The sequence below is a fragment of the Acidovorax sp. MR-S7 genome, assembly GCF_000400995.2.
Classification (GTDB): domain Bacteria; phylum Pseudomonadota; class Gammaproteobacteria; order Burkholderiales; family Burkholderiaceae_C; genus MR-S7.
This window is the reverse complement of sequence record NZ_DF238897.1, coordinates 213,738-230,083: the sequence shown is the minus strand read 5'-3', so window position 1 is coordinate 230,083 and position 16,346 is coordinate 213,738. Positions and strand designations below refer to the sequence as shown.

The window sequence follows — 16,346 nt, the reverse complement described above, 5'->3', positions numbered from 1 at the left end:
ATACCTTGTCATACATCGCCTGCCTGCAAACTCGCCTGCTGCGCCTTGGCGGCCTGCTCCCATTCTTCAGGGGACATGACGCCACCCACCACCAGGACGCCCTGCTTGCTGGTGACTTCAACCTCCGACTTTTCAGACCACCTGCCGCGCGTCTTCATCCAGAAAATCTGCGCCGTCACGTTGCCGTCCATGCATTGCTGGAACAGTTTGCCGGCAACCTGCGCCGTGGCATCAATCGCCGCCGTCTCCAACTCTTCGCTGTACAGCTTGCGCAGCGTGGTTTCCGACATGCTGCACGTCTTGGCGATGTCCGAAGCCGGCACGCCCACTGCGGCATAGCTCTTGATTCTGCGGGCCAAGTCTTCCGAACGCTTCACTTCCGGGCGGCCCGGGCCTCTTTTTTTAGTCGCCATTTATCGCCTCAGCGCGAATATCTCAGCCGGACTGATGTACAGCTCGCCCTTTGGAATGCCAAGGTGTTTCATGAGCTTTTCTTTTTCGGCCTGGTCTTTGCAGACCACGGTCACATAGTGATCCGCGCTTTGGCTCACGCGCTTTTCCTCGGTCATCGCCTTGCGGTCAGCTTTGATGGTTTCCAGCGCGCCTTTAACTTCCTTCACCGGGGCGGCGTCCTCGAAGAACGATTCCACGCCCTCGACGCCTTCCATGATGAATGCAAGATCCATGCGCTCGAAGCCCATGTCTTCAAAGCTCGCCAGCTTTCCAAGCTCGGCCAATAGCTCACCGTCCCATGCGCCTTGCAGGTTCTGGTTGTTCAGCCGCACCAGGGCCTTGGCCTCTTGCTCAGGCGTCATCTCAACGATGCTGGCCTCGATCTGGTAGTCGTTCTTGACCGTCCCATCGTCGGCTTGCTGGTACTTCTCCAGGAAGTCGATGGTGTGCAGGCGCTGATGCCCGCCTACCAGGTGGCCGGTCACGCGGTTGAGAACGGGCGTGTCCATGACGCCGATCTCTTTCACGCTCGCGCGCAGCTTCTTCCTGGCCGATTCGCTGATGGTGCGCGGGTTGAGCGGGTGCTCCTTGATCGTGGAGCGCCAGACCAACTCAACCGTGCCGCTTTGGTACCTCGTCTTCGCCATACATTGCCTCGCGCGCCAGCGCAGCGCCGATTTCCGGGAACGCCTGCGCAATCTTGTCGTAGTCCTGCGGATAGTGCCGCTTGATGGCTGCGATGTCTTTACCTGCAAGGCTTCGGAACGAATGCCCAAGCACCTTGGATTCGGGACTGACGCGCAGCCGATGGGCGGCGATGTATCGCAGCACCGCTTCTTTCGACCAATACGCCAGCGGGTAGAACCTGCCGCGCTTTTGATCGATCGAGCCACTGCGCTTGATCATCGCGTTGCGCACGATGCTGTCTTTGGCACGCTCGCCCGCTGCGATCCAGTGGCAATCGAACGCCTGGCGAACGTGCGCGTAGATGTCGCTCACCACCACCTTGGGCAGCGAAGGATCGGGCTTGCAGTACACCCCGACTCGGTAGAAGTCGCTCAACTCGAAATGCGGAATGCGGTAAATCTCGACGCCGTAACGGCTCTCGGCCCAGGCCAGAATTTCCTCTTGGAAGCTCAGGCCGGGCACCTGGTACATGAACACGACATGCACGGCCTGGAAGTGGCGCGCGCACAGATCGAGCGTGACGGCGGAATCCTTGCCGCCGGAGTAGAAGCAGATCACGCTGTCCGTCAGCCGCGCCTGGCGCTGGATGGCGGACAGCAGGGATTCAGCCACCAGACGATCCGGCGCCTCCACGGCCAGCACGACGGGCACGCATAGCTGCCCGCTCACGGCGAATGGTGCTGGCCGAGCGGCCGCTTGCAAATTGAACTCGTCCGCGCATATCGGAACCCTTTCAGTCGAAGCAACAAAAAAGGCCCTTGCGGGCCTCACTCAAACACCGGACGCTTGTCGGTGTATTTGATTGCCCCCTGTGGGGGCGGATAGTTGAACAGCCAGTCCGTATCGTCGTTGGCGATCGGAGCCAGCTTGTCATCCGGAATGTCGAACAACCCCAGCCGACCAATCACCTTGTCAGGGCGGCAGAAGTGCCGGGTCTTCACGACCCAGGCATAAGCGCCCTCGTACAGGTCACACATGGCGGCGTCTTCGTCATCCTCCGTCATGGGCCTGCAATCGAGCAAGTCCACCACGCCGATGATGCAGCCGGCGTGCATCAGGCGATGCACCTTGTCCACGGCGTCGAACCAAAACATGTCCTTCGGCGCGCTGCTGGCGCAAATGACCAGCGGCCCGCGATAAGGCGTCGCCCATGTGCGCGTCTCGATGGTCTTGACGCCCTCGACCAGCAACGTGGCCCACGGCTGGCGCACTGACAAAGCTTTCATTCTTCCCCCAGCATCTGGGCAGCCAGGCGCAACACGCGCAGGTACGCCACCGCATACCTGGGCACCTCCAGTTGACCAGTGGCCCACCGGCTGACAGTGACCGGGTTAACCCCCAGCTCACGCGCCAGCCGGCCCTGCGACCAGCCGATTTCCTTGAGTGCCGCCTTCAAATCCGCTCCATTCATGCGATCCATTATACATGGCGCATATACTGGAGCGGTAATTTTTAGCATTAAGCCAATTGCACCAATGCAAACGGGGCTTATTCTGGCCCCGCTGGATTGCTTGCTTCGCTGTACGCCAGATCGCCCGCGACAGCTCACGGGTAGGAGACTGCCCGAAGGCTCCGGCGTCTGGCTGCCGGGTGGTAGTGGGGTGCCGCGCCCATGGGCTGGCCATCCTTTGCGGATGTTGGGGGATGCGCCCAGGGCGCGGCGAAAAGAAAGCCGCCCGGTATCGCTACGGGGCGGCTGGGGTGGTAGTTGCCGTGCTGGGATTCGAACCCAGGGAGACCAGCGTATCGGCCCAAGCGCCACGCCAATCCCTCTAGCTTGGTCACCCTTCGGCCTCTCGGGCACACGGCTGAAACGAAAAAGCCCGCGAGCGTTTCGGCTAGCGGGCTTCAAAAATCGGGGGCGAGTTCACCCATCTACTTCTCCCCACGTCGCTACAGGCGGTGCGCCAGGCTGTGGCGTGGTGGCATTCGGCAGAGGTTCGCCGCGCGACTGCCTCAGCAGGCAGTGCAATCGACGCTTTTACTATATCACGAATGGAACTCGCTATGTGCAATTCTTAGTACTGGCTGATATGGGTGCAGATTCTCCTTGGCGCGGGCGTATGCACTGGCAGCATCTTCCTTGACACTGAATTCACCCAATCGGTGCCGCCTTCCGTCAGCATGTATGTGAGCCTGCCATTTACCGCTTTGCGCATTGAATGAAACACCGACGTAGCCAGATTTGTTGTTTTTGTTCAGACCACGATTCTGTCCGTTTTCGGCATTCGTGCATACCCTAAGATTCGTAATCCGATTGTCGGACCTATCACCATTGATATGGTCTATGTCGCCGTCTGGCCATTCCCCATACACATGCAACCACGCTAGCCTATGGCTCCTGTACCCTTTTCTAGAAATCATGATACTCTGATAGCCTCTGCCATCAGGGGTTCCGGCAATATCTCCGGGATTCATCCGATACCATTTGATCCTCCATCTAAAGACCCCGGTGCATGCATCGAAATCTAGGAGATGGCGCAGGCGAGCAGCAGTAAGATTGGCGGTAGCCATGATGACCTCTCGTACAGGTTGTTTGGTTAGAGCCCGTGTCGTGTTCCACCACTTCACGGGCTCGTCTATTTTCCCTGCCCTCTTTGAGGAAAGCAAGAGCATAAGGCCCGCCCTTTCCGTTAGGGCGCTATCATTGCTGAATGGCAACATCACTATCCGCACGAGTAGCAGCATCTCGCGAACGTCTCAAAGCAGCTGGCGGGCGCGCAATTCCTCGCGGCATGCTCCAGCCAGACGCAGCCCAGGCGCTGGCTGAATTACTCGCAGCCGGATACGCCCGCTCGGAGACCGGCGTTATCAGCGCCGCCCTGCTTGATGCACAAAAAAAAATGAATAGGGCAGCAAAAAACACTTGACGTTAGAGCGCTAACAAAGCATAATTGCATTCATGGTGATCGAGATTGATTGCCACCGAGTCCAGGCGGTACCTGGCGTTCCACAAGGAGCACCCATCATGCAAAACCAAATCAACCTCTCACCCGAACAAATCGAAGAAGACTTCGCTGAACTTGGCGGCTCGGTCATGGTCTTTGGCGAAGAGGTGGACGGTCTGATCTATACGGCTGACACTCTCGATCAATTTGAGATGGCGGCCCAAGGTTGGTCTGAGTACAAGAGCCTGACGCGGGAGCTTTCGGAAAGCGGCCATGCTGCGCTGGTGATCATTGGAGCGCAGCCGAAAAAAGGTGACACGCGCCGAGACATCGTGATCATTGACTACGGCACCGTCCGCGCGGTCAACCAGTGACGACAACCCCGCGCCCTGCCGGGGCGCTCTTGGAGAACACCATGAGCTTGCAAATCGATACCGCCGACGAAATCCTGCTGGACGGCCAGCGCACCGGCCTGGGCGTGACCCAGCGCCGCGATGGCACCGTCGTGTACACGCGCGAGCGGCCCGGCGTGCGGTACGCCGGACACAAGATGCCGCACGCCCGTTACCTGCTTGGCTCCGACAGCCTGATCACCAAGCCGGGCGTGGCCACGCGCGCGCAATTCGAAGCCGACGTGCGGGCTCTGCTGGAGACGCTGTGAGCCTCGCTGACCACCAACCGGCTGGGGCGGAGGCGGCAGCGGCGATGTTCGCGGAGGCCGTTGCACGCACTGGGCTGCTCACGATGCAGGATGCGATTCAACGCGCGCGCGTGTCATACAAGACCATCGGCAAGCATCGCCGCGCCGGGTTACTCAAGGGCGAGAGGCGGCTGGTGTTCGGTAAATTGATCTGGATGTTCGAGCCCGCCGAAGTGGCGCGATACGCGCAGGTCGCCGCCGCCGAAGCGCAGCGCGCAAAGTGTGAGGGTAGGGTGCGGGGTGGTCGCGCCCGTGCTATTGCCCCTGTTGGCTTCCGCACGGTGGCCGATCTGGTGCGTGAAAGCGGGCGCACCGTGTGGTGCATCTACGATCACATCGCCGCCGGAACATTGGCGGCCGCGCCAAATGGACTCAAAGGCGCCTATCTGATTGCGGAGGAAGATGCGGCCGCCTGGGTGTCCACGTGGCGCTACTTGCCGCTGCTGGAGGATACGGCCACCATCCCCGCCGCCGCCCAACGATTCGGGGTACCAGAGGCCACGCTGCGTTCGGCCATTGCGCGCGGCGACGTGGTCACCCACGCCTTTGGCGATGTCCGCACCCAGGCTCGGGCCGGAGCCCACGTCGGGCGGGCCATCAGCCGCGTTCGGCTGGGCGATGTGCGCGAACTGGCTGATGCGCTGCGCAAAAAACCCGCCTAAACACCCCCTGTCGTGGAATTTTTGGGGGACATGGACAGCCGCAGGCGCCTCCCGATGGATTGACGCGCAACCTGCACGCAATCGTCCATGTAGTTCGCCGCCCTCTTGCCCATCTCACCCTGAGGCAACCTCGCCTCCCCTGTCCCGCTGCACGCCTTGCAGGCCCGTCCCGACGTACGCCCGGTGCCGGGTATCACCTCGTACCGCACGCCGTCGCACTTGCTGCATACCTTGTGCAGCCACCACGCGATGATTGCGAGCGCCCCGTCCTCGGGCTTGTCGTGGCCCCATTCCTTGAGCTGTATCGCCAACTCCCTGCGTACCTCAGGTAGTGTCTTGAGCTGCCCCATGAGCAGGATGGCGTCGGACGCCGACATGCCTTGCATACGAACGGGGCGGGCGTACTCCGATGCCAGGCGAAGCAATGCACTCCCCAGCCGGGCCGGTGCCCATGCGGCTGCGGTGAGCACGTCCGCATCTCCTATGGCTGCGTGCTCGCGCGTGTCCATCTTGAGGTTGTCGGTGGTGATGGCGGTGGTGTATCGCTCGTCGGTGCGGATCATGGGGCTCCTTCAAATGCTCTGCGGCGTCAGGCGGACGCGAACGGGAACTTGTTCAGGGCGCCTGTCACCTCCTTGCCAGCTGGTGACCGTCTCGATTTCGGCATCCACGATCGCCAAGCCGGTGCGCTCCCGGAAACGCTGCAGGGCTTGCATCACTTCGTCCTCGGCATCGTCCACGGCGGCGCGGATGGCGGACAGGGGTAGGTCGGGTTTGTCGGTCATGGCGTTCCTTTCGTGAGTTGCTTCAATTTCTGGCGGTAGGTGTCGCGTATCTCACGCACCTCGTCGTGCGTCCACTTCCGAACGGCGTTGTCTGCCTCCAGCGCGGCCACGCGCGCTTCCCCGATGCGTGCCACGACACCCGCACGGAAGGCGCCGTAGGTGGTGCCGCCTGGGCGATTGCAGTTCTTTCGCTGTGCAAAACAGTTGTCCTCGTTGAATCGAAGGTGCCCCGCACTGCTACGGCTGCGGAAGTGCCCGGCGTCCACTGATCCGCCCGGCTTCATCGGCTCGAAGGGCTGGCCGCAGCAGATGCATGGCAGGCCGGCGTCCCTGGCGCGGATGTAGGCGTTGAATGCCTCCTGCGCTTCGGCGATCAGCTCAGGAAGGCGCTTCATGGCCTCCTTCCTCCTGCGTGTCTCAGCCCTCTCCACCTTCGCAGCAGCTCGGGCGGCCTTGGCCTCTGCCCTCTCGCGCTTGGCGGCCTGGGCCTCGGTCCATGCCTCAACGCATTCGACGTGCACGATCTGGCTGGGGCGCTCGGGGGTGAATTTCGCCTTGCAGTGGGCGCACCTTGTGCGGTGGAACCCCATGTCAATCACCCCGACCGCTGCAGCGGTACGCCTCAATGAGCGCGAGCACCGCAGTTGTCACGCCTGCCTGCCACGGCAAGTGGGGACTGAGGTAGATGCAGGCCACGATGAGCCAGAAATCGCGCCCTCTCACGCCAGCCCCCTTGCCATCAAATGCTTGTGGTACGGGCCACGGATGTGCTGGTTGAATGCAGTGCGCGCCGCAGGGCTGGTGTCCAGCTCCTTGCGCGACTGCACGCCGCACACACGCTTGATGTAGGCGGCAGCGTCGTGCTCGGAGTCGATGCCAGGCTCCTGCAGGCTCAGGAAGTCGATGAACTCCGGCTCCTTGCACCACTGCACAGCGCGCCATGCCAGGTCGCCCAGGCGCTCGCGCGGCGCTGGCTTCGCAGGCTCCGGCGGCACCGGCTGCTCGTCGTCACCGATCTGCACCAGCACGGCCATGAAGCGCTTGCCCTCCAGGCCTCGGAACTTGCCCAGGTCGTCGGAGTCGGCCAACGCGAGCGTGACCTGCACCCCTTGCGTGCTGCTCTCTGACCATCGGCGCAGCTGAATTTCGCCCTGGAAGCTGGGGGTGATTTCAGCCATGGCTCGCCTCCTTGAACAGCGACAGCGTTATTGCTGGCTGTGCGCGGGGCAGAGCCCTATCGTTGAGTTGCTTGATGATTCCCAGCTCACGAACCGACAGCCGCCACTCAATCGCGTCTTGCGCACGAGTCAGCTCAGCGGCCCGAAGTTCAGCGGCCCGAAGTTCAGCGGCCCGAAGTTCAGCGGCCACGCCGTCGGCCAAAAGATAGCCGCCACCAAAAACGCTTTTGCCCTCAGCGCGCTGCGAATCCATGGCGTCGATAAATTCGCACTCATCCGCGCCAACACTGAAATCTACGGCTGCGACGCGCTGCAAAAGTGCGGCATTGCGCACATTTGCGGGGTAGCTGTATTGCGCACGTTGCCTACGTGGTGGCCGCGCATCTGTCAGCGCTTGCGCCAATGCTGGAGCGGTGCGGATGCGAACGCCTGGCTGCAGGCTGGTGATAAACGACGTGTTGATCTTCGCGCCGTTGGCGTACTCGACATCCGCGGCCACCACCAACATCGTCGGCGCGCGAAGGCTAAACAGCGTTAATGAGGGCGCGAAAAGGAAATAGTCAATGCCACGCTCATCGTAGTAGCAGCGTATCTTCGATAGGATCGAAAATGGCGGGTTGTCCAGCACCACGTCGCCTGGACGGTAGTCGAAGCAAACGAAGTCCCCACCCGGATGAAAGGGGCGCACGATGCGCCTGCCGTGCAGCCTGTATTCTTCGACGGCCCAGCGATTCACGGCAGCAAACACTTCAGGCGGCGTGAAGCAATCGTCGGTGGTCTTTTTGGCCTCGAATTTCGCCAGGAATTCCGCGTATTCCTGGGCGGCTGCGTCGATTTCGGCTTGTTGTGCACTCACTGGCTCGCCTCCTTGGAGAGGCGACGGTCGGGGCCGATGTAGGGGACGGCGGCGGGTTGCTCCACTTCGCGCGCCTTCGCCTCGGCAAGCAGCGCGCCATAGGCCACCGCGTCCTCGGCGCTGTCCGCGTGGTAGCCCGGCCGCTGAAACAGGCGCACGTTTTTGAGCACGGACAGCAGCAGCCAGCCCTCGGCTTCGCTCAAGTCTCGCCCGGTGATGGCGTTGAACGCTTGCACGGCCTTGCCCATGCTGCGCTCGCCTTCGGGGTTGTCGTAGGTGGCTGCGCGGGCTTGCATGTGGCCGGCTGCGGCTTCGAGGATGGATTGGGCGGTGGTCATTGCTGCTCCTGCTTTCGTAGCGCCTTGCGCCTGTGTTGCACTGCTGTCCTCCTTTTACGGAGGGATTTCACCCAGTGGCCCCCCTACCCCCAACGGCCTTTTTTGCCGGGAGGAGGGAGACGCCACCGCGCGAGAGTTCTTCACCCCCTTACGGGCACCGACCAGTTCCAGCGCGGGTACTTCCTTCATTCGCTGCAACCCCCAGGTGTCGGTTCAATAGGCCCCTGCCGGGAAGCTGGAATTGCACCTGCGCCCCCGGTAACCGCGTTGTGATGGGCGGCTTCCACCGTGTTCTTGCTCCTGTCAGCCCATGCAGGCCCGGTTACCTTGTTTCTCGACGTGGGAGCGGCGTCTTGGCTAGGTCACGTCACATAGCGCGCCTTCGCCAGAATCTGTCGCTCGATCCGCTTGTGGCCGCCCTGGCCAAATTCGAGGAGGGCGTCCGCGAAGTCCGTGCCTTCGATGCCTTCGGGCCAGGCCACGCCGGCGCCGATCAGCTCGGCCGCGTTCTCGGCCTTCTCGCGGCCCGGGTTGAAGCCGCGGCGCGCCTGCGTGCCGTGGTCGTCGTCGGCGCAGATCACCACGTTGCCCTTCGGGCGCAGGTGGTTGACCACGTGCAGCAGGTTGCCGGCGTCGAACGCCACGATCACGCTGGCGTGGCGCACGGCTTGGAAGATGGCAAGGCCCGTGGCGAAGCCCTCGCAAACCGCTGTCACGGCGCTGCCAGGGCGCTGCAGGGTGTAGGAGCCGCCCTTGACTGGCGCGCCCTTCCAGAATCGTTTTTGGCCGTCCGGGTAGATGGCCTGCAGGCTGATGACGCGCCCACTCCACATGACGGGGATCACCATGGCCTCGCCCATGCGGCGCAGGCCTGCGCAGCCCACGGCAGACAGGCCCTTGCGCTCGACATAGGGGTGCAGGCCGCGCAGTGGCTCGGCCGCCTCCCATGCGGCGCGGGCACCTCGAATAGCGGACATGCGCGCCGCGCGCTCCTGCTGCTTGCGCCGCTCGCGCTCAGCAAGCTCAGCGGGCGTGGGCAGGCGGATTTCCGAGGAGCCATCGCGCCAGGAATTCACATCGTGGTCGGTGGCCCAGTTGCGCCAGTAGCCGCGGCCGTCCGGGTGCAGTACGTACGCGCCATTGCGCTTTCGCGGCTTGTCCTCGGTCTTGCACCGGCGCCACTTGCCATCAGCGATGACAACGCCAGGGATCAGGCCCGAGGCCTGCATGGCCTGCTCGAAGCCGATCATGCTGCAGCCCTCGCGCGGCCACGCGCAAAGCGGATGCGCAGCGCCTTGATCTTGTTGATCACCTCCATCGTCGGGGCGCGACGCTCGGTGTTCTCGTAGCTGGCCGCGGGCCACCCACCTGTCATATCCTTGAACAGCGCCAGCGCCAGCTTGCGCGCGGCCTCGGGCTCGGCGGGCTTGGACGCGTGGGCGAAGCCGCAGATTTCCGGCCACAGGCGGTCCGTCAGCTCCTTGCGGTAGCCGCCGGCGATCAGCTCCTTGAGCGTGCCCGGCACGTGCGCCACGGCAACCTTGCGCGGATACTCATGGCCGCAGCACGGGCAGGCCGGCAGTGGCTTGTGCAGCGCACGGCACTCGGGGCACTTGACCGGCTCCAGATCCTTCTTTTCCTTCGGCTTGGGCTTGTCGCGCTTCTTGCCGTCGTCCAGCTCTCCCGCGCCGAAGTCGAAGAACGTCTCGCATTCCTCGAAGAACCGCGCGCAGTTGCCGCTGTGGTCCAGCACCAGACAGTCGGTCTTGCCGGTCTCCGGGCTGATGCGCAGGCCGCGGCCGAACAGCTGGATGTGCTCGGCTAGGCTCTTGCGCAGCGGACGGGCCATGATCACGCACGACACGTCGGGCACATCGAAGCCGCGCGACGCAGCCGTCACGGTGATCAGGCCGCGGATGGCGCTGTCGGGCTTCTTGAACTCGTTGGTGGTGTCGGCGCGGTCTTCCTCGCTGTCCTTGTAGGTGTAGGTGGCCGCGTTGATGCCGGCGGCCAGGAACTGGCGCTGCAGTTCTTCCACGTGCGCCGTGTCCACGGCTGAGCAAATGAACTTGCGCCCCTGGCCGTGCTTCAGGTACTCGGCCACCACGTCGCCAACGACCTCCAGCGCCTTGCCGCTGGCCTCTTTTTCGTCCCACTCGCCGGTGGACTTCACCGTCACGCCGGCCATGTCGGGCTCAGCGCAGGAAAAGATGCGGTACGGGCTCAGCCAGCCCTGTTCGATCAGCGCGCGGGTGGTGGTCACGTTGATCACCACGTCGAACCACTTGCCCAGGCCGCGGGTGAACGGGGTCGCCGTCAGGCCGATCACGATGGAAGACTTTTCTTCCATGCGGGCCTTATGGGTCGTGTGCAGCACGTGGGCCTCGTCGAACACGTCCACGGCGGTTTCGGGCCAGCGGCGGCGGCCCAGGGTCTGCACGCTGCACAGTTGGATCGGCAGCTCAGGCGCCCAGCGCAGGTGTCCGCCCTGGATCACTCCGTGGTCAATTTGATAACGGTCGAACGTGTCGCTTGTTTGTTGGATCAAGGACAGTCTGTCGACAACGAAGCTCGCGCGATTGCCTTTGGCCTGAGTCATCGCCATCAAAGCGGAGGCCAAGACGGTCTTGCCCCCACCTGTGGGGGCCACGATCAGCACGCGCTTCGCGCCGTCGCGGATGGCCTGCCGAGCGCGATCAAACGCCTGCTGCTGATAGGGGCGGAGATCTATGTTCATATCGTGCAGCCCTCGTGCAGTTGGCGCTTGGCGTTCACGTAAGCTGCATGCGCGGCCTCTGCGGTCTTGAAGTAGCCAAGACTGTGTTTCGTGCCCTGCGCCTTGATGCAGGCGTGGAACAGTTGGCTTGCCTTGTGGAAATGGGCGCCTAGAAGCCCAGTTCCGCTGTCGGAGCGGACACTCCGGCGGTTCTCGCAGTTCACGCGGCGCGCAACGTCGCGCAGGTTGGAGAATTGGTTGTTGAGACGATTGCCGTCCAAATGGTCAATGTCGCCGCAGGGCCAATCCCCAGTCACCCACAGCCAGGCCAGCCGATGCGCCTTGAATGCACGGTTGTCCACGCTGATTTCGCGATAGCCGTGAACGTCGGTGGAGCCCGCAATGCGTCCGGCAAAGCGGGCGTTCCAAATCTTCGCGACCCGGGCTGACGAAAAGTCCGAAGCAGGCCGGACGTTCCAGCGAAGCAAGCCGCTTGCGCAGTCATAAGCAAAAAGCGCCCTCACCCTGGAGGCCGTCATCTCGGTGGTCATGCGGCCTCCTTCTGCTGCGCCACCAGCTTGCGCAACGTCGAGACGAGATAACGCGGGTCGTCCACGCCCAGGATGTCGCAGCACTCCTTCACCTGGTTGCCCAGGCGACGTGCGAACTTCTGGTTGAGGGCAGCCTTATCCATGGCCTCGGACTGCTGGCGCACAGCGTGGTCGCGCTGCAGGATCATCTTGTGCAGCTCGGCCTTGGTGTCGTCGGCCGTCAGGATGGCGATTTGCTTTTGCAGCTCCTCGTTGTCGCGCTGCAGTTCTTCCAGCAGGTCGGCCGGGTCCTCGTGTAGGTCAGCTTCGGTGATCACGTCGCCGGTGGGAGCCACGACGTGCAGCTTCTCGGCTTCCTTGATGCGCTGCGCGCCCTTCTTCTCCAGCCGGGCGGACACGCGCGCACCCTCTGCGCTCACACGATCCTTCCACTGCGCCACCTCGGCCTCGAACTCGGCTTCTGGCACAGCAGCCAGCTTCTGCGCACGGCTGGACAAGTCTTTGCTGATGCCGGCGTCAGCGAGTTTTGGTGCGGTCGCTGCCGACGACCGCACCTCTTTTGGTGTGTGTTGATTCACGCCAGCACCGGCTGCGCCCTTGCTCAAGCCGCCATCGGACTTTTGCTGAGCAAGCATCTCGCCCAGGCGACGCTCGGCACGAATGCGAATCTCGGCTGCGGTCACCTCCAGCGTCTTGTCCTTAGCCATCTTTCCATAGGCCTGCATGGCCGCGGCCTTGTCCGCCCATGCCTTCACCTCGTCCACGGCCTTGCACTCGGCCAGCGCGCGGCAGGCCGCTTCGTACTTGATCAGTTGGTTGCTCATGGGAATCCTCACGCAGCGCGGGGCACTTGCCACTCGAAGCCGTGGCAGCGCTGGAACATGGTTTTGGGCAGTGCGTCCTTGCGGGTCAGCGCGCAGCGGCCGCCGCCCTGCAGGTGCTTGCACTCGATGCAGGCGCGCATGTCGCGGGCGCCGATGTCGCGGTCACGGTTCAGGCACTTCTCGGCCAGGGCCTCGGCATCGGTATGGGTCAGGCCGCGGCGCGCGAACAGGCCGGCGCGCGCCAGGAAGCGCTTGATTTCGTCGTCGGTCCAAGGCGTCATGGCGTGCTTCCGGTGTTTTTGAGTGCTTGAAAAAGTCAGTGCGGCTTGGCGATCGGCGCGCGGCCGGCCAGCACGTCAGCGAACTGGGCAGACGTGCCGCGCTTGATGGCTTCGGCCAGTACCTGCTCTACGGTCTGGCCTGTCTTGCGCGCGATGCGCTGGGCTTGCTTCAGCTGCTCGTCGGTGGGCTCGCACGTGTGCGGCCATTGGTGCGGGGGCGTCGAGGACATGCGAGTGCCTGAAAAGGTGCTGCTCAGGCGCACACATGGCCTTGAAGTACGTCTCGCTTTTGCGTCGAGGCGTGGAGACACTGGCCCCCATGCAATTCCTGCTCGATCACATCCAGGCCGCGCTCCAGGGCGCCGCGGCTGACCACGGACGTTTCGCCCCCGGTCATTTCCACGAGGCGCACCAAGCGCTCGTAGACGTAGGTGTCCAGATAGACGGGGACGCGGTTGCGACGGATGCGCTTCGGATCGGCGTACATGTAGTGGTCTCCCTTGGTGGTGCGGGCTTAGGCAGCCGCTTTGTGCCCCTGGGGGGCTTGCTTCTTGGGGGTGGGGTGCTTGGCCAGCGCCAGCAACTTGAGCGCGTCGTCAGCGCCAGCAGCAATCTCACCGGACTCCCAACGAGACAGCTTCGACTGGCTGATGCCGGTGCGGCGGGCGATCTCCGACTGCGAGAGCGTCTCGCGCAAGCCGCGGAGGATTTCTGAAATGCTTTGCATGCCTCCACATTCTATGCACAACTGCATAGAAAGCAAGGCATTTTTGCATTACGCGTTAATGCATAGTCCAGCCATGGACGGAAGAACCTTTTTGAAGGCGGTAATGGACGCGCGCGGCCTGAACCCCCATGCCCTTGGCGCCAAGAGCGGAAATCCGTCTCTCCAGTCCACGGTGCACCGCTACCTGGAACGGAAGGTCAATGAGCCACGGCGCGCCACCTTGCAGCCGTTGGCTGACTTCCTGCAGGTGGACGTGGCCGCGTTTTTCGACGCCGACAAGGCGCGCGCCGAGCTGGCGCGCTTGGGGCTGCTGGCCGGCCCCAGTGAAGAAAGCAACGTCTCCGAAGGCCCCGCCATCCGTGGCCCGTATCCCCTGATCTCCGAGGTACAAGCCGGTATGTGGACTGAGCTGTGCGACAACTTCGCCCCCGGCGATGCCGAGGACTGGCTACCGTCAACGAAGAACCTGGGCGAGTGCGGCTACATGCTGCGTGTCAGGGGCAAGTCCATGGAAGTGCCGGGTGCGCGCGTCAGCTTTGCCGAGGGGATGGTGCTGCATGTCAAGGCCCCGGCAGACCCCCAGCCGGGGGACTTCGTGATCGTTCGCAGGAATGGGACCGATCAAGCCACATTCAAAAAGTACGTCATGATCGACGGCCACCCGTACCTGGAGGCCATCAACCCCGATTGGCCGAAGGAACTCAAGTACCTGCCCATGCAGCCCGGCGACACGTGGTGCGGGGTCGTGGTGGATGCCTCGCTGGGTGGCTTGAGTAGGGCTTGATGCTGACCGCCGCCCTCCTCACTTTGAGATCTTGGGCAAGGTGTTGACAGTGTGGCGAAGCGAGCAGCTCTAGGCGAGAGGCGCGCAACTAGGGATTCCATAAAGGCAGGCGTAAGCGTTGCAAAGTAACATGCTGCAACAACCACAGGAGCGACCATGAAATCTATCGTTGCAGCATCAGTCCTAGTGCTGTCCACACTTTCTTCCAATGCCGAGCTGGTCAATATTAGCGCCACAGCAGCTTTCTCTGGCAGTCAGCGCGCGGTAGCTTGCAGCATCATTGACACTGGCACCATTCCCATTGCTGGGGGCGTAATGCTCTTCATTTTTGCTGAAAGCGACGGTGCGAGCGATGCTTCAATCCGCGCGTGGTCCCTGCAACGCGACTTGGCCGTCACCAACGAGAACTGGCAAGCTGGGTTCGATATGCACGGAAATGGCCGGACTGTCCATGTCGCTCTTCGGGATCTGGACGAACGCAACGGCAATCCCTACGGCACCCTGCTCCGCTCGCCCGCGCGCCCTTCGGATGCCGCTGTTGTTTTCCCGGCCCTGCTAGGCGAAGCCGTTTGTGTTGAGTCATACGACCGCTCGGGAGCGCCTGCCCCGGTAAACGTCAGTATCTCGATTACAGACCTGAATGCGATCGCATTCAAAAGCGCGCAACTCAAGGCCAAGAGCCTCCCGCTCGGAACCGATGAGTTAACCCCACGGGCTCTGGAAGAGCTCTCCAGCAAACTTCCAGAGTAGCGTTCGCTGTGGCGCCGCGCTGGTGGCCCTGGGATCATGCGTCAAGCCGGGATCAACCGCCGGTTCTGACTTGCAACGCCAGACCTCATGCTGGTTAAGGCGGCGCTTGCCAAGGCACTCCATCTTTCGTAGAATCGAGACGTTCCCGAAAGGGGCTGCGAGTCTGGCCCGCGAAAGCGTTGACCAGCCAGGAAGAACGGCGATGACAAGCTCTCTTCTCTGAAATCCAGGGGCGCTTCGGCGCCCCTTTGTCTTGGTAGCGCATACTTCGCGCCATGCTCTCTGCCGCCCTCCTCTGCCTGGTCGTCGGCATCAGCGACGGCGACACCCTGGCCGAGCTAGACAAGAAGCCCAAGGGACATGAGGTGGGTAACGGCTGATTTTGTGCTGGGTGGGAGCGCTGCGCCTACGTAGTTGTCCTACCCCGCTTGTGGCACGGAACTTACGCGCTGCGTAGCGCTCTGTATATACAATTCTTCCTATGCGGATGTTCCTCTCCCCAGCAACGCGCCAGAAGTTGGCTCGGACTGATCACAACGTTACCGAGCAAGAGATCATTCAATGCTTCGCCAACAGGGATCGCGTGTTCCTGACGGACACAAGGCCGGAACATCAGACGCCGGTGCCGACGCAGTGGTTTGTCTCGGAGACAGATTACGGAAGGAAGTTGAAAGTTGTGTTCATCTGTGATCCGGCATCCAAGATTGTGGACATCAAGAGCGCCTACCCTGCTGCCCCGGAGGTCGAAAGAATTTATACCAAGTACGCAAGCTTACTGACCTAGGAGAAAACTCATGAATGAAGACCGCCAGATCGACTATGACAGCGTGGGAATGGACGAGGCCCATGTAGCCGTCGCTCCGGCTGAACTGTCGGCTGCGCTGGATGACGCACTGGAGCTGCAACCCATCTCCATTCGCCTGCAAAAAGACTTGCTGGAAAACCTCAAGGCATTGGCAAAACTCAATGGCCTCGGCTATCAGCCCCTGATTCGTCAGGTGCTCACCCGGTGGGTGGACTGCGAGTTGAAAAGCATGCTCAGAGAAAGAGCCTCTCAGATGCGCCCTGAGGAAAGCCGGCCAGAGGCAGATGCTGGCTGCGAAGAAGAAATGCGCAAAGCGGCGTAACCCTCCCAAAGTCCCACCCAAGCCCGCCCCGAGCGGGCT

The 16,346-nt window shown here is 62.4% G+C and carries 28 protein-coding genes and 1 tRNA gene; 8 read left to right on the top strand and 21 right to left on the bottom strand.

What is annotated here, in order from left to right; translation table 11 throughout:
* Positions 1 to 8 precede the first annotated feature (8 nt).
* From AVS7_RS03420 to AVS7_RS23460, 7 genes are all read right to left on the bottom strand, one after another.
* Positions 9 to 413, bottom strand: a complete 405-nt coding sequence (locus AVS7_RS03420; protein WP_024000878.1) for a hypothetical protein — start codon at positions 411 to 413, stop codon at positions 9 to 11.
* Positions 414 to 1,100: a chromosome partitioning protein ParB gene (locus AVS7_RS03415; protein ID WP_144425041.1), complete on the bottom strand. Its 687-nt coding sequence runs from the start codon at positions 1,098 to 1,100 to the stop codon at positions 414 to 416.
* Positions 1,066 to 1,791 (bottom strand): hypothetical protein, encoded by a 726-nt coding sequence (locus tag AVS7_RS03410; RefSeq protein WP_024000877.1) that lies wholly within the window; start codon positions 1,789 to 1,791, stop codon positions 1,066 to 1,068. Before AVS7_RS03410 ends, AVS7_RS03415 begins: the two co-directional genes overlap by 35 nt.
* Before the next feature lie 116 nt (positions 1,792 to 1,907).
* Entirely contained in the window at positions 1,908 to 2,366 is a 459-nt protein-coding gene (locus tag AVS7_RS03405; RefSeq protein ID WP_082176335.1) for an ASCH domain-containing protein, read from the bottom strand.
* Complete coding sequence (locus tag AVS7_RS03400) at positions 2,363 to 2,560, bottom strand: DNA-binding transcriptional regulator (protein WP_020227122.1); 198 nt, start codon at positions 2,558 to 2,560, stop codon at positions 2,363 to 2,365. Before AVS7_RS03400 ends, AVS7_RS03405 begins: the two co-directional genes overlap by 4 nt.
* A 288-nt stretch (positions 2,561 to 2,848) precedes the next feature.
* Positions 2,849 to 2,950: transfer RNA gene (locus AVS7_RS24670), tRNA-OTHER, on the bottom strand.
* Positions 2,951 to 3,129: 179 nt separating this feature from the next.
* Complete coding sequence (locus tag AVS7_RS23460; RefSeq protein WP_034689891.1) at positions 3,130 to 3,654, bottom strand: HNH endonuclease; 525 nt, start codon at positions 3,652 to 3,654, stop codon at positions 3,130 to 3,132.
* 221 nt (positions 3,655 to 3,875) lie between these two features.
* On the opposite strand from AVS7_RS23460, the gene AVS7_RS25330 reads away from it, so the two are divergent.
* From AVS7_RS25330 to AVS7_RS03385, 4 genes are all read left to right on the top strand, one after another.
* A complete protein-coding gene (locus AVS7_RS25330; protein WP_255352330.1) occupies positions 3,876 to 4,010 on the top strand; it encodes a hypothetical protein in 135 nt (44 codons plus the stop codon).
* Between the two features lie 98 nt (positions 4,011 to 4,108).
* The gene (locus AVS7_RS03395; protein WP_020227120.1) at positions 4,109 to 4,402 is read left to right on the top strand and encodes a hypothetical protein; all 294 of its coding nucleotides are present in this window, start codon (positions 4,109 to 4,111) and stop codon (positions 4,400 to 4,402) included.
* A 41-nt stretch (positions 4,403 to 4,443) separates the two neighbouring features.
* A complete protein-coding gene (locus tag AVS7_RS03390; protein WP_024000874.1) occupies positions 4,444 to 4,689 on the top strand; it encodes a hypothetical protein in 246 nt (81 codons plus the stop codon).
* Positions 4,686 to 5,390 carry a hypothetical protein gene (locus AVS7_RS03385; RefSeq protein ID WP_020227118.1) on the top strand — a complete coding sequence of 235 codons (705 nt, stop codon included), beginning with the start codon at positions 4,686 to 4,688 and terminating at the stop codon, positions 5,388 to 5,390. Before AVS7_RS03390 ends, AVS7_RS03385 begins: the two co-directional genes overlap by 4 nt.
* On the opposite strand, the gene AVS7_RS03380 is transcribed toward AVS7_RS03385, so the two are convergent.
* The 14 genes from AVS7_RS03380 to AVS7_RS03315 all read right to left on the bottom strand — a co-directional run bounded on the left by AVS7_RS03380 (position 5,387) and on the right by AVS7_RS03315 (position 13,646).
* The gene (locus AVS7_RS03380; RefSeq protein WP_020227117.1) at positions 5,387 to 5,953 is read right to left on the bottom strand and encodes a hypothetical protein; all 567 of its coding nucleotides are present in this window, start codon (positions 5,951 to 5,953) and stop codon (positions 5,387 to 5,389) included. The genes AVS7_RS03385 and AVS7_RS03380 overlap by 4 nt on opposite strands.
* Positions 5,954 to 5,962: 9 nt before the next feature.
* Positions 5,963 to 6,175, bottom strand: a complete 213-nt coding sequence (locus tag AVS7_RS03375) for a hypothetical protein (protein WP_020227116.1) — start codon at positions 6,173 to 6,175, stop codon at positions 5,963 to 5,965.
* Positions 6,172 to 6,765 (bottom strand): recombination protein NinG, encoded by a 594-nt coding sequence (locus tag AVS7_RS03370; protein WP_020227115.1) that lies wholly within the window; start codon positions 6,763 to 6,765, stop codon positions 6,172 to 6,174. Before AVS7_RS03370 ends, AVS7_RS03375 begins: the two co-directional genes overlap by 4 nt.
* Positions 6,766 to 6,894: 129 nt before the next feature.
* Entirely contained in the window at positions 6,895 to 7,353 is a 459-nt protein-coding gene (locus AVS7_RS03365; RefSeq protein ID WP_020227114.1) for a hypothetical protein, read from the bottom strand.
* A complete protein-coding gene (locus AVS7_RS03360; protein WP_020227113.1) occupies positions 7,346 to 8,209 on the bottom strand; it encodes a hypothetical protein in 864 nt (287 codons plus the stop codon). The genes AVS7_RS03365 and AVS7_RS03360 overlap by 8 nt, the downstream gene beginning before the upstream one ends.
* Complete coding sequence (locus tag AVS7_RS03355) at positions 8,206 to 8,547, bottom strand: hypothetical protein (protein WP_020227112.1); 342 nt, start codon at positions 8,545 to 8,547, stop codon at positions 8,206 to 8,208. The genes AVS7_RS03360 and AVS7_RS03355 overlap by 4 nt, the downstream gene beginning before the upstream one ends.
* Before the next feature lie 362 nt (positions 8,548 to 8,909).
* On the bottom strand, positions 8,910 to 9,797 hold the full coding sequence (locus tag AVS7_RS03350) for a toprim domain-containing protein (RefSeq protein ID WP_020227111.1): 888 nt from the start codon (positions 9,795 to 9,797) through the stop codon (positions 8,910 to 8,912).
* On the bottom strand, positions 9,794 to 11,284 hold the full coding sequence (locus tag AVS7_RS03345) for a DEAD/DEAH box helicase (RefSeq protein ID WP_024000872.1): 1,491 nt from the start codon (positions 11,282 to 11,284) through the stop codon (positions 9,794 to 9,796). The genes AVS7_RS03350 and AVS7_RS03345 overlap by 4 nt, the downstream gene beginning before the upstream one ends.
* Positions 11,281 to 11,814, bottom strand: coding sequence for an HNH endonuclease signature motif containing protein (locus AVS7_RS03340; RefSeq protein WP_020227109.1), 534 nt, complete (start codon positions 11,812 to 11,814; stop codon positions 11,281 to 11,283). The genes AVS7_RS03345 and AVS7_RS03340 overlap by 4 nt, the downstream gene beginning before the upstream one ends.
* Positions 11,811 to 12,638, bottom strand: coding sequence for a hypothetical protein (locus AVS7_RS03335; RefSeq protein ID WP_020227108.1), 828 nt, complete (start codon positions 12,636 to 12,638; stop codon positions 11,811 to 11,813). Before AVS7_RS03335 ends, AVS7_RS03340 begins: the two co-directional genes overlap by 4 nt.
* An 8-nt stretch (positions 12,639 to 12,646) precedes the next feature.
* Positions 12,647 to 12,919: a hypothetical protein gene (locus AVS7_RS03330; RefSeq protein ID WP_020227107.1), complete on the bottom strand. Its 273-nt coding sequence runs from the start codon at positions 12,917 to 12,919 to the stop codon at positions 12,647 to 12,649.
* A gap of 35 nt (positions 12,920 to 12,954) precedes the next feature.
* Positions 12,955 to 13,149 carry a hypothetical protein gene (locus tag AVS7_RS03325; protein WP_020227106.1) on the bottom strand — a complete coding sequence of 65 codons (195 nt, stop codon included), beginning with the start codon at positions 13,147 to 13,149 and terminating at the stop codon, positions 12,955 to 12,957.
* Positions 13,150 to 13,172: 23 nt separating this feature from the next.
* Complete coding sequence (locus tag AVS7_RS03320) at positions 13,173 to 13,406, bottom strand: hypothetical protein (protein WP_020227105.1); 234 nt, start codon at positions 13,404 to 13,406, stop codon at positions 13,173 to 13,175.
* 27 nt (positions 13,407 to 13,433) lie between these two features.
* Positions 13,434 to 13,646: a helix-turn-helix transcriptional regulator gene (locus AVS7_RS03315; RefSeq protein WP_020227104.1), complete on the bottom strand. Its 213-nt coding sequence runs from the start codon at positions 13,644 to 13,646 to the stop codon at positions 13,434 to 13,436.
* Between the two features lie 73 nt (positions 13,647 to 13,719).
* Here AVS7_RS03315 and AVS7_RS03310 point away from each other — a divergent pair, with 73 nt between their 5' ends.
* From AVS7_RS03310 to AVS7_RS03295, 4 genes are all read left to right on the top strand, one after another.
* Positions 13,720 to 14,430 carry a LexA family transcriptional regulator gene (locus AVS7_RS03310; protein WP_020227103.1) on the top strand — a complete coding sequence of 237 codons (711 nt, stop codon included), beginning with the start codon at positions 13,720 to 13,722 and terminating at the stop codon, positions 14,428 to 14,430.
* Positions 14,431 to 14,586: 156 nt separating this feature from the next.
* On the top strand, positions 14,587 to 15,180 hold the full coding sequence (locus tag AVS7_RS03305; protein WP_024000870.1) for a hypothetical protein: 594 nt from the start codon (positions 14,587 to 14,589) through the stop codon (positions 15,178 to 15,180).
* A 481-nt stretch (positions 15,181 to 15,661) separates the two neighbouring features.
* Entirely contained in the window at positions 15,662 to 15,964 is a 303-nt protein-coding gene (locus AVS7_RS03300) for a hypothetical protein (protein ID WP_020227101.1), read from the top strand.
* 10 nt (positions 15,965 to 15,974) lie between these two features.
* Entirely contained in the window at positions 15,975 to 16,307 is a 333-nt protein-coding gene (locus tag AVS7_RS03295; RefSeq protein WP_020227100.1) for a hypothetical protein, read from the top strand.
* Positions 16,308 to 16,346 lie beyond the last annotated feature (39 nt).

Coding starts and splice junctions, on each gene's coding strand:
- AVS7_RS03420 (WP_024000878.1), bottom strand. CDS start 413: ATGGCGACTAAAAAAAGAGGCCCGGGCCGCCCGGAAGTGAAGCGTTCG.
- AVS7_RS03415 (WP_144425041.1), bottom strand. CDS start 1,100: ATGGCGAAGACGAGGTACCAAAGCGGCACGGTTGAGTTGGTCTGGCGC.
- AVS7_RS03405 (WP_082176335.1), bottom strand. CDS start 2,366: ATGAAAGCTTTGTCAGTGCGCCAGCCGTGGGCCACGTTGCTGGTCGAG.
- AVS7_RS03400 (WP_020227122.1), bottom strand. CDS start 2,560: ATGGATCGCATGAATGGAGCGGATTTGAAGGCGGCACTCAAGGAAATC.
- AVS7_RS23460 (WP_034689891.1), bottom strand. CDS start 3,654: ATGGCTACCGCCAATCTTACTGCTGCTCGCCTGCGCCATCTCCTAGAT.
- AVS7_RS25330 (WP_255352330.1), top strand. CDS start 3,876: ATGCTCCAGCCAGACGCAGCCCAGGCGCTGGCTGAATTACTCGCAGCC.
- AVS7_RS03395 (WP_020227120.1), top strand. CDS start 4,109: ATGCAAAACCAAATCAACCTCTCACCCGAACAAATCGAAGAAGACTTC.
- AVS7_RS03390 (WP_024000874.1), top strand. CDS start 4,444: ATGAGCTTGCAAATCGATACCGCCGACGAAATCCTGCTGGACGGCCAG.
- AVS7_RS03380 (WP_020227117.1), bottom strand. CDS start 5,953: ATGATCCGCACCGACGAGCGATACACCACCGCCATCACCACCGACAAC.
- AVS7_RS03375 (WP_020227116.1), bottom strand. CDS start 6,175: ATGACCGACAAACCCGACCTACCCCTGTCCGCCATCCGCGCCGCCGTG.
- AVS7_RS03370 (WP_020227115.1), bottom strand. CDS start 6,765: ATGGGGTTCCACCGCACAAGGTGCGCCCACTGCAAGGCGAAATTCACC.
- AVS7_RS03365 (WP_020227114.1), bottom strand. CDS start 7,353: ATGGCTGAAATCACCCCCAGCTTCCAGGGCGAAATTCAGCTGCGCCGA.
- AVS7_RS03355 (WP_020227112.1), bottom strand. CDS start 8,547: ATGACCACCGCCCAATCCATCCTCGAAGCCGCAGCCGGCCACATGCAA.
- AVS7_RS03350 (WP_020227111.1), bottom strand. CDS start 9,797: ATGATCGGCTTCGAGCAGGCCATGCAGGCCTCGGGCCTGATCCCTGGC.
- AVS7_RS03345 (WP_024000872.1), bottom strand. CDS start 11,284: ATGAACATAGATCTCCGCCCCTATCAGCAGCAGGCGTTTGATCGCGCT.
- AVS7_RS03340 (WP_020227109.1), bottom strand. CDS start 11,814: ATGACCACCGAGATGACGGCCTCCAGGGTGAGGGCGCTTTTTGCTTAT.
- AVS7_RS03335 (WP_020227108.1), bottom strand. CDS start 12,638: ATGAGCAACCAACTGATCAAGTACGAAGCGGCCTGCCGCGCGCTGGCC.
- AVS7_RS03330 (WP_020227107.1), bottom strand. CDS start 12,919: ATGACGCCTTGGACCGACGACGAAATCAAGCGCTTCCTGGCGCGCGCC.
- AVS7_RS03325 (WP_020227106.1), bottom strand. CDS start 13,149: ATGTCCTCGACGCCCCCGCACCAATGGCCGCACACGTGCGAGCCCACC.
- AVS7_RS03320 (WP_020227105.1), bottom strand. CDS start 13,406: ATGTACGCCGATCCGAAGCGCATCCGTCGCAACCGCGTCCCCGTCTAT.
- AVS7_RS03315 (WP_020227104.1), bottom strand. CDS start 13,646: ATGCAAAGCATTTCAGAAATCCTCCGCGGCTTGCGCGAGACGCTCTCG.
- AVS7_RS03310 (WP_020227103.1), top strand. CDS start 13,720: ATGGACGGAAGAACCTTTTTGAAGGCGGTAATGGACGCGCGCGGCCTG.
- AVS7_RS03305 (WP_024000870.1), top strand. CDS start 14,587: ATGAAATCTATCGTTGCAGCATCAGTCCTAGTGCTGTCCACACTTTCT.
- AVS7_RS03300 (WP_020227101.1), top strand. CDS start 15,662: ATGCGGATGTTCCTCTCCCCAGCAACGCGCCAGAAGTTGGCTCGGACT.
- AVS7_RS03295 (WP_020227100.1), top strand. CDS start 15,975: ATGAATGAAGACCGCCAGATCGACTATGACAGCGTGGGAATGGACGAG.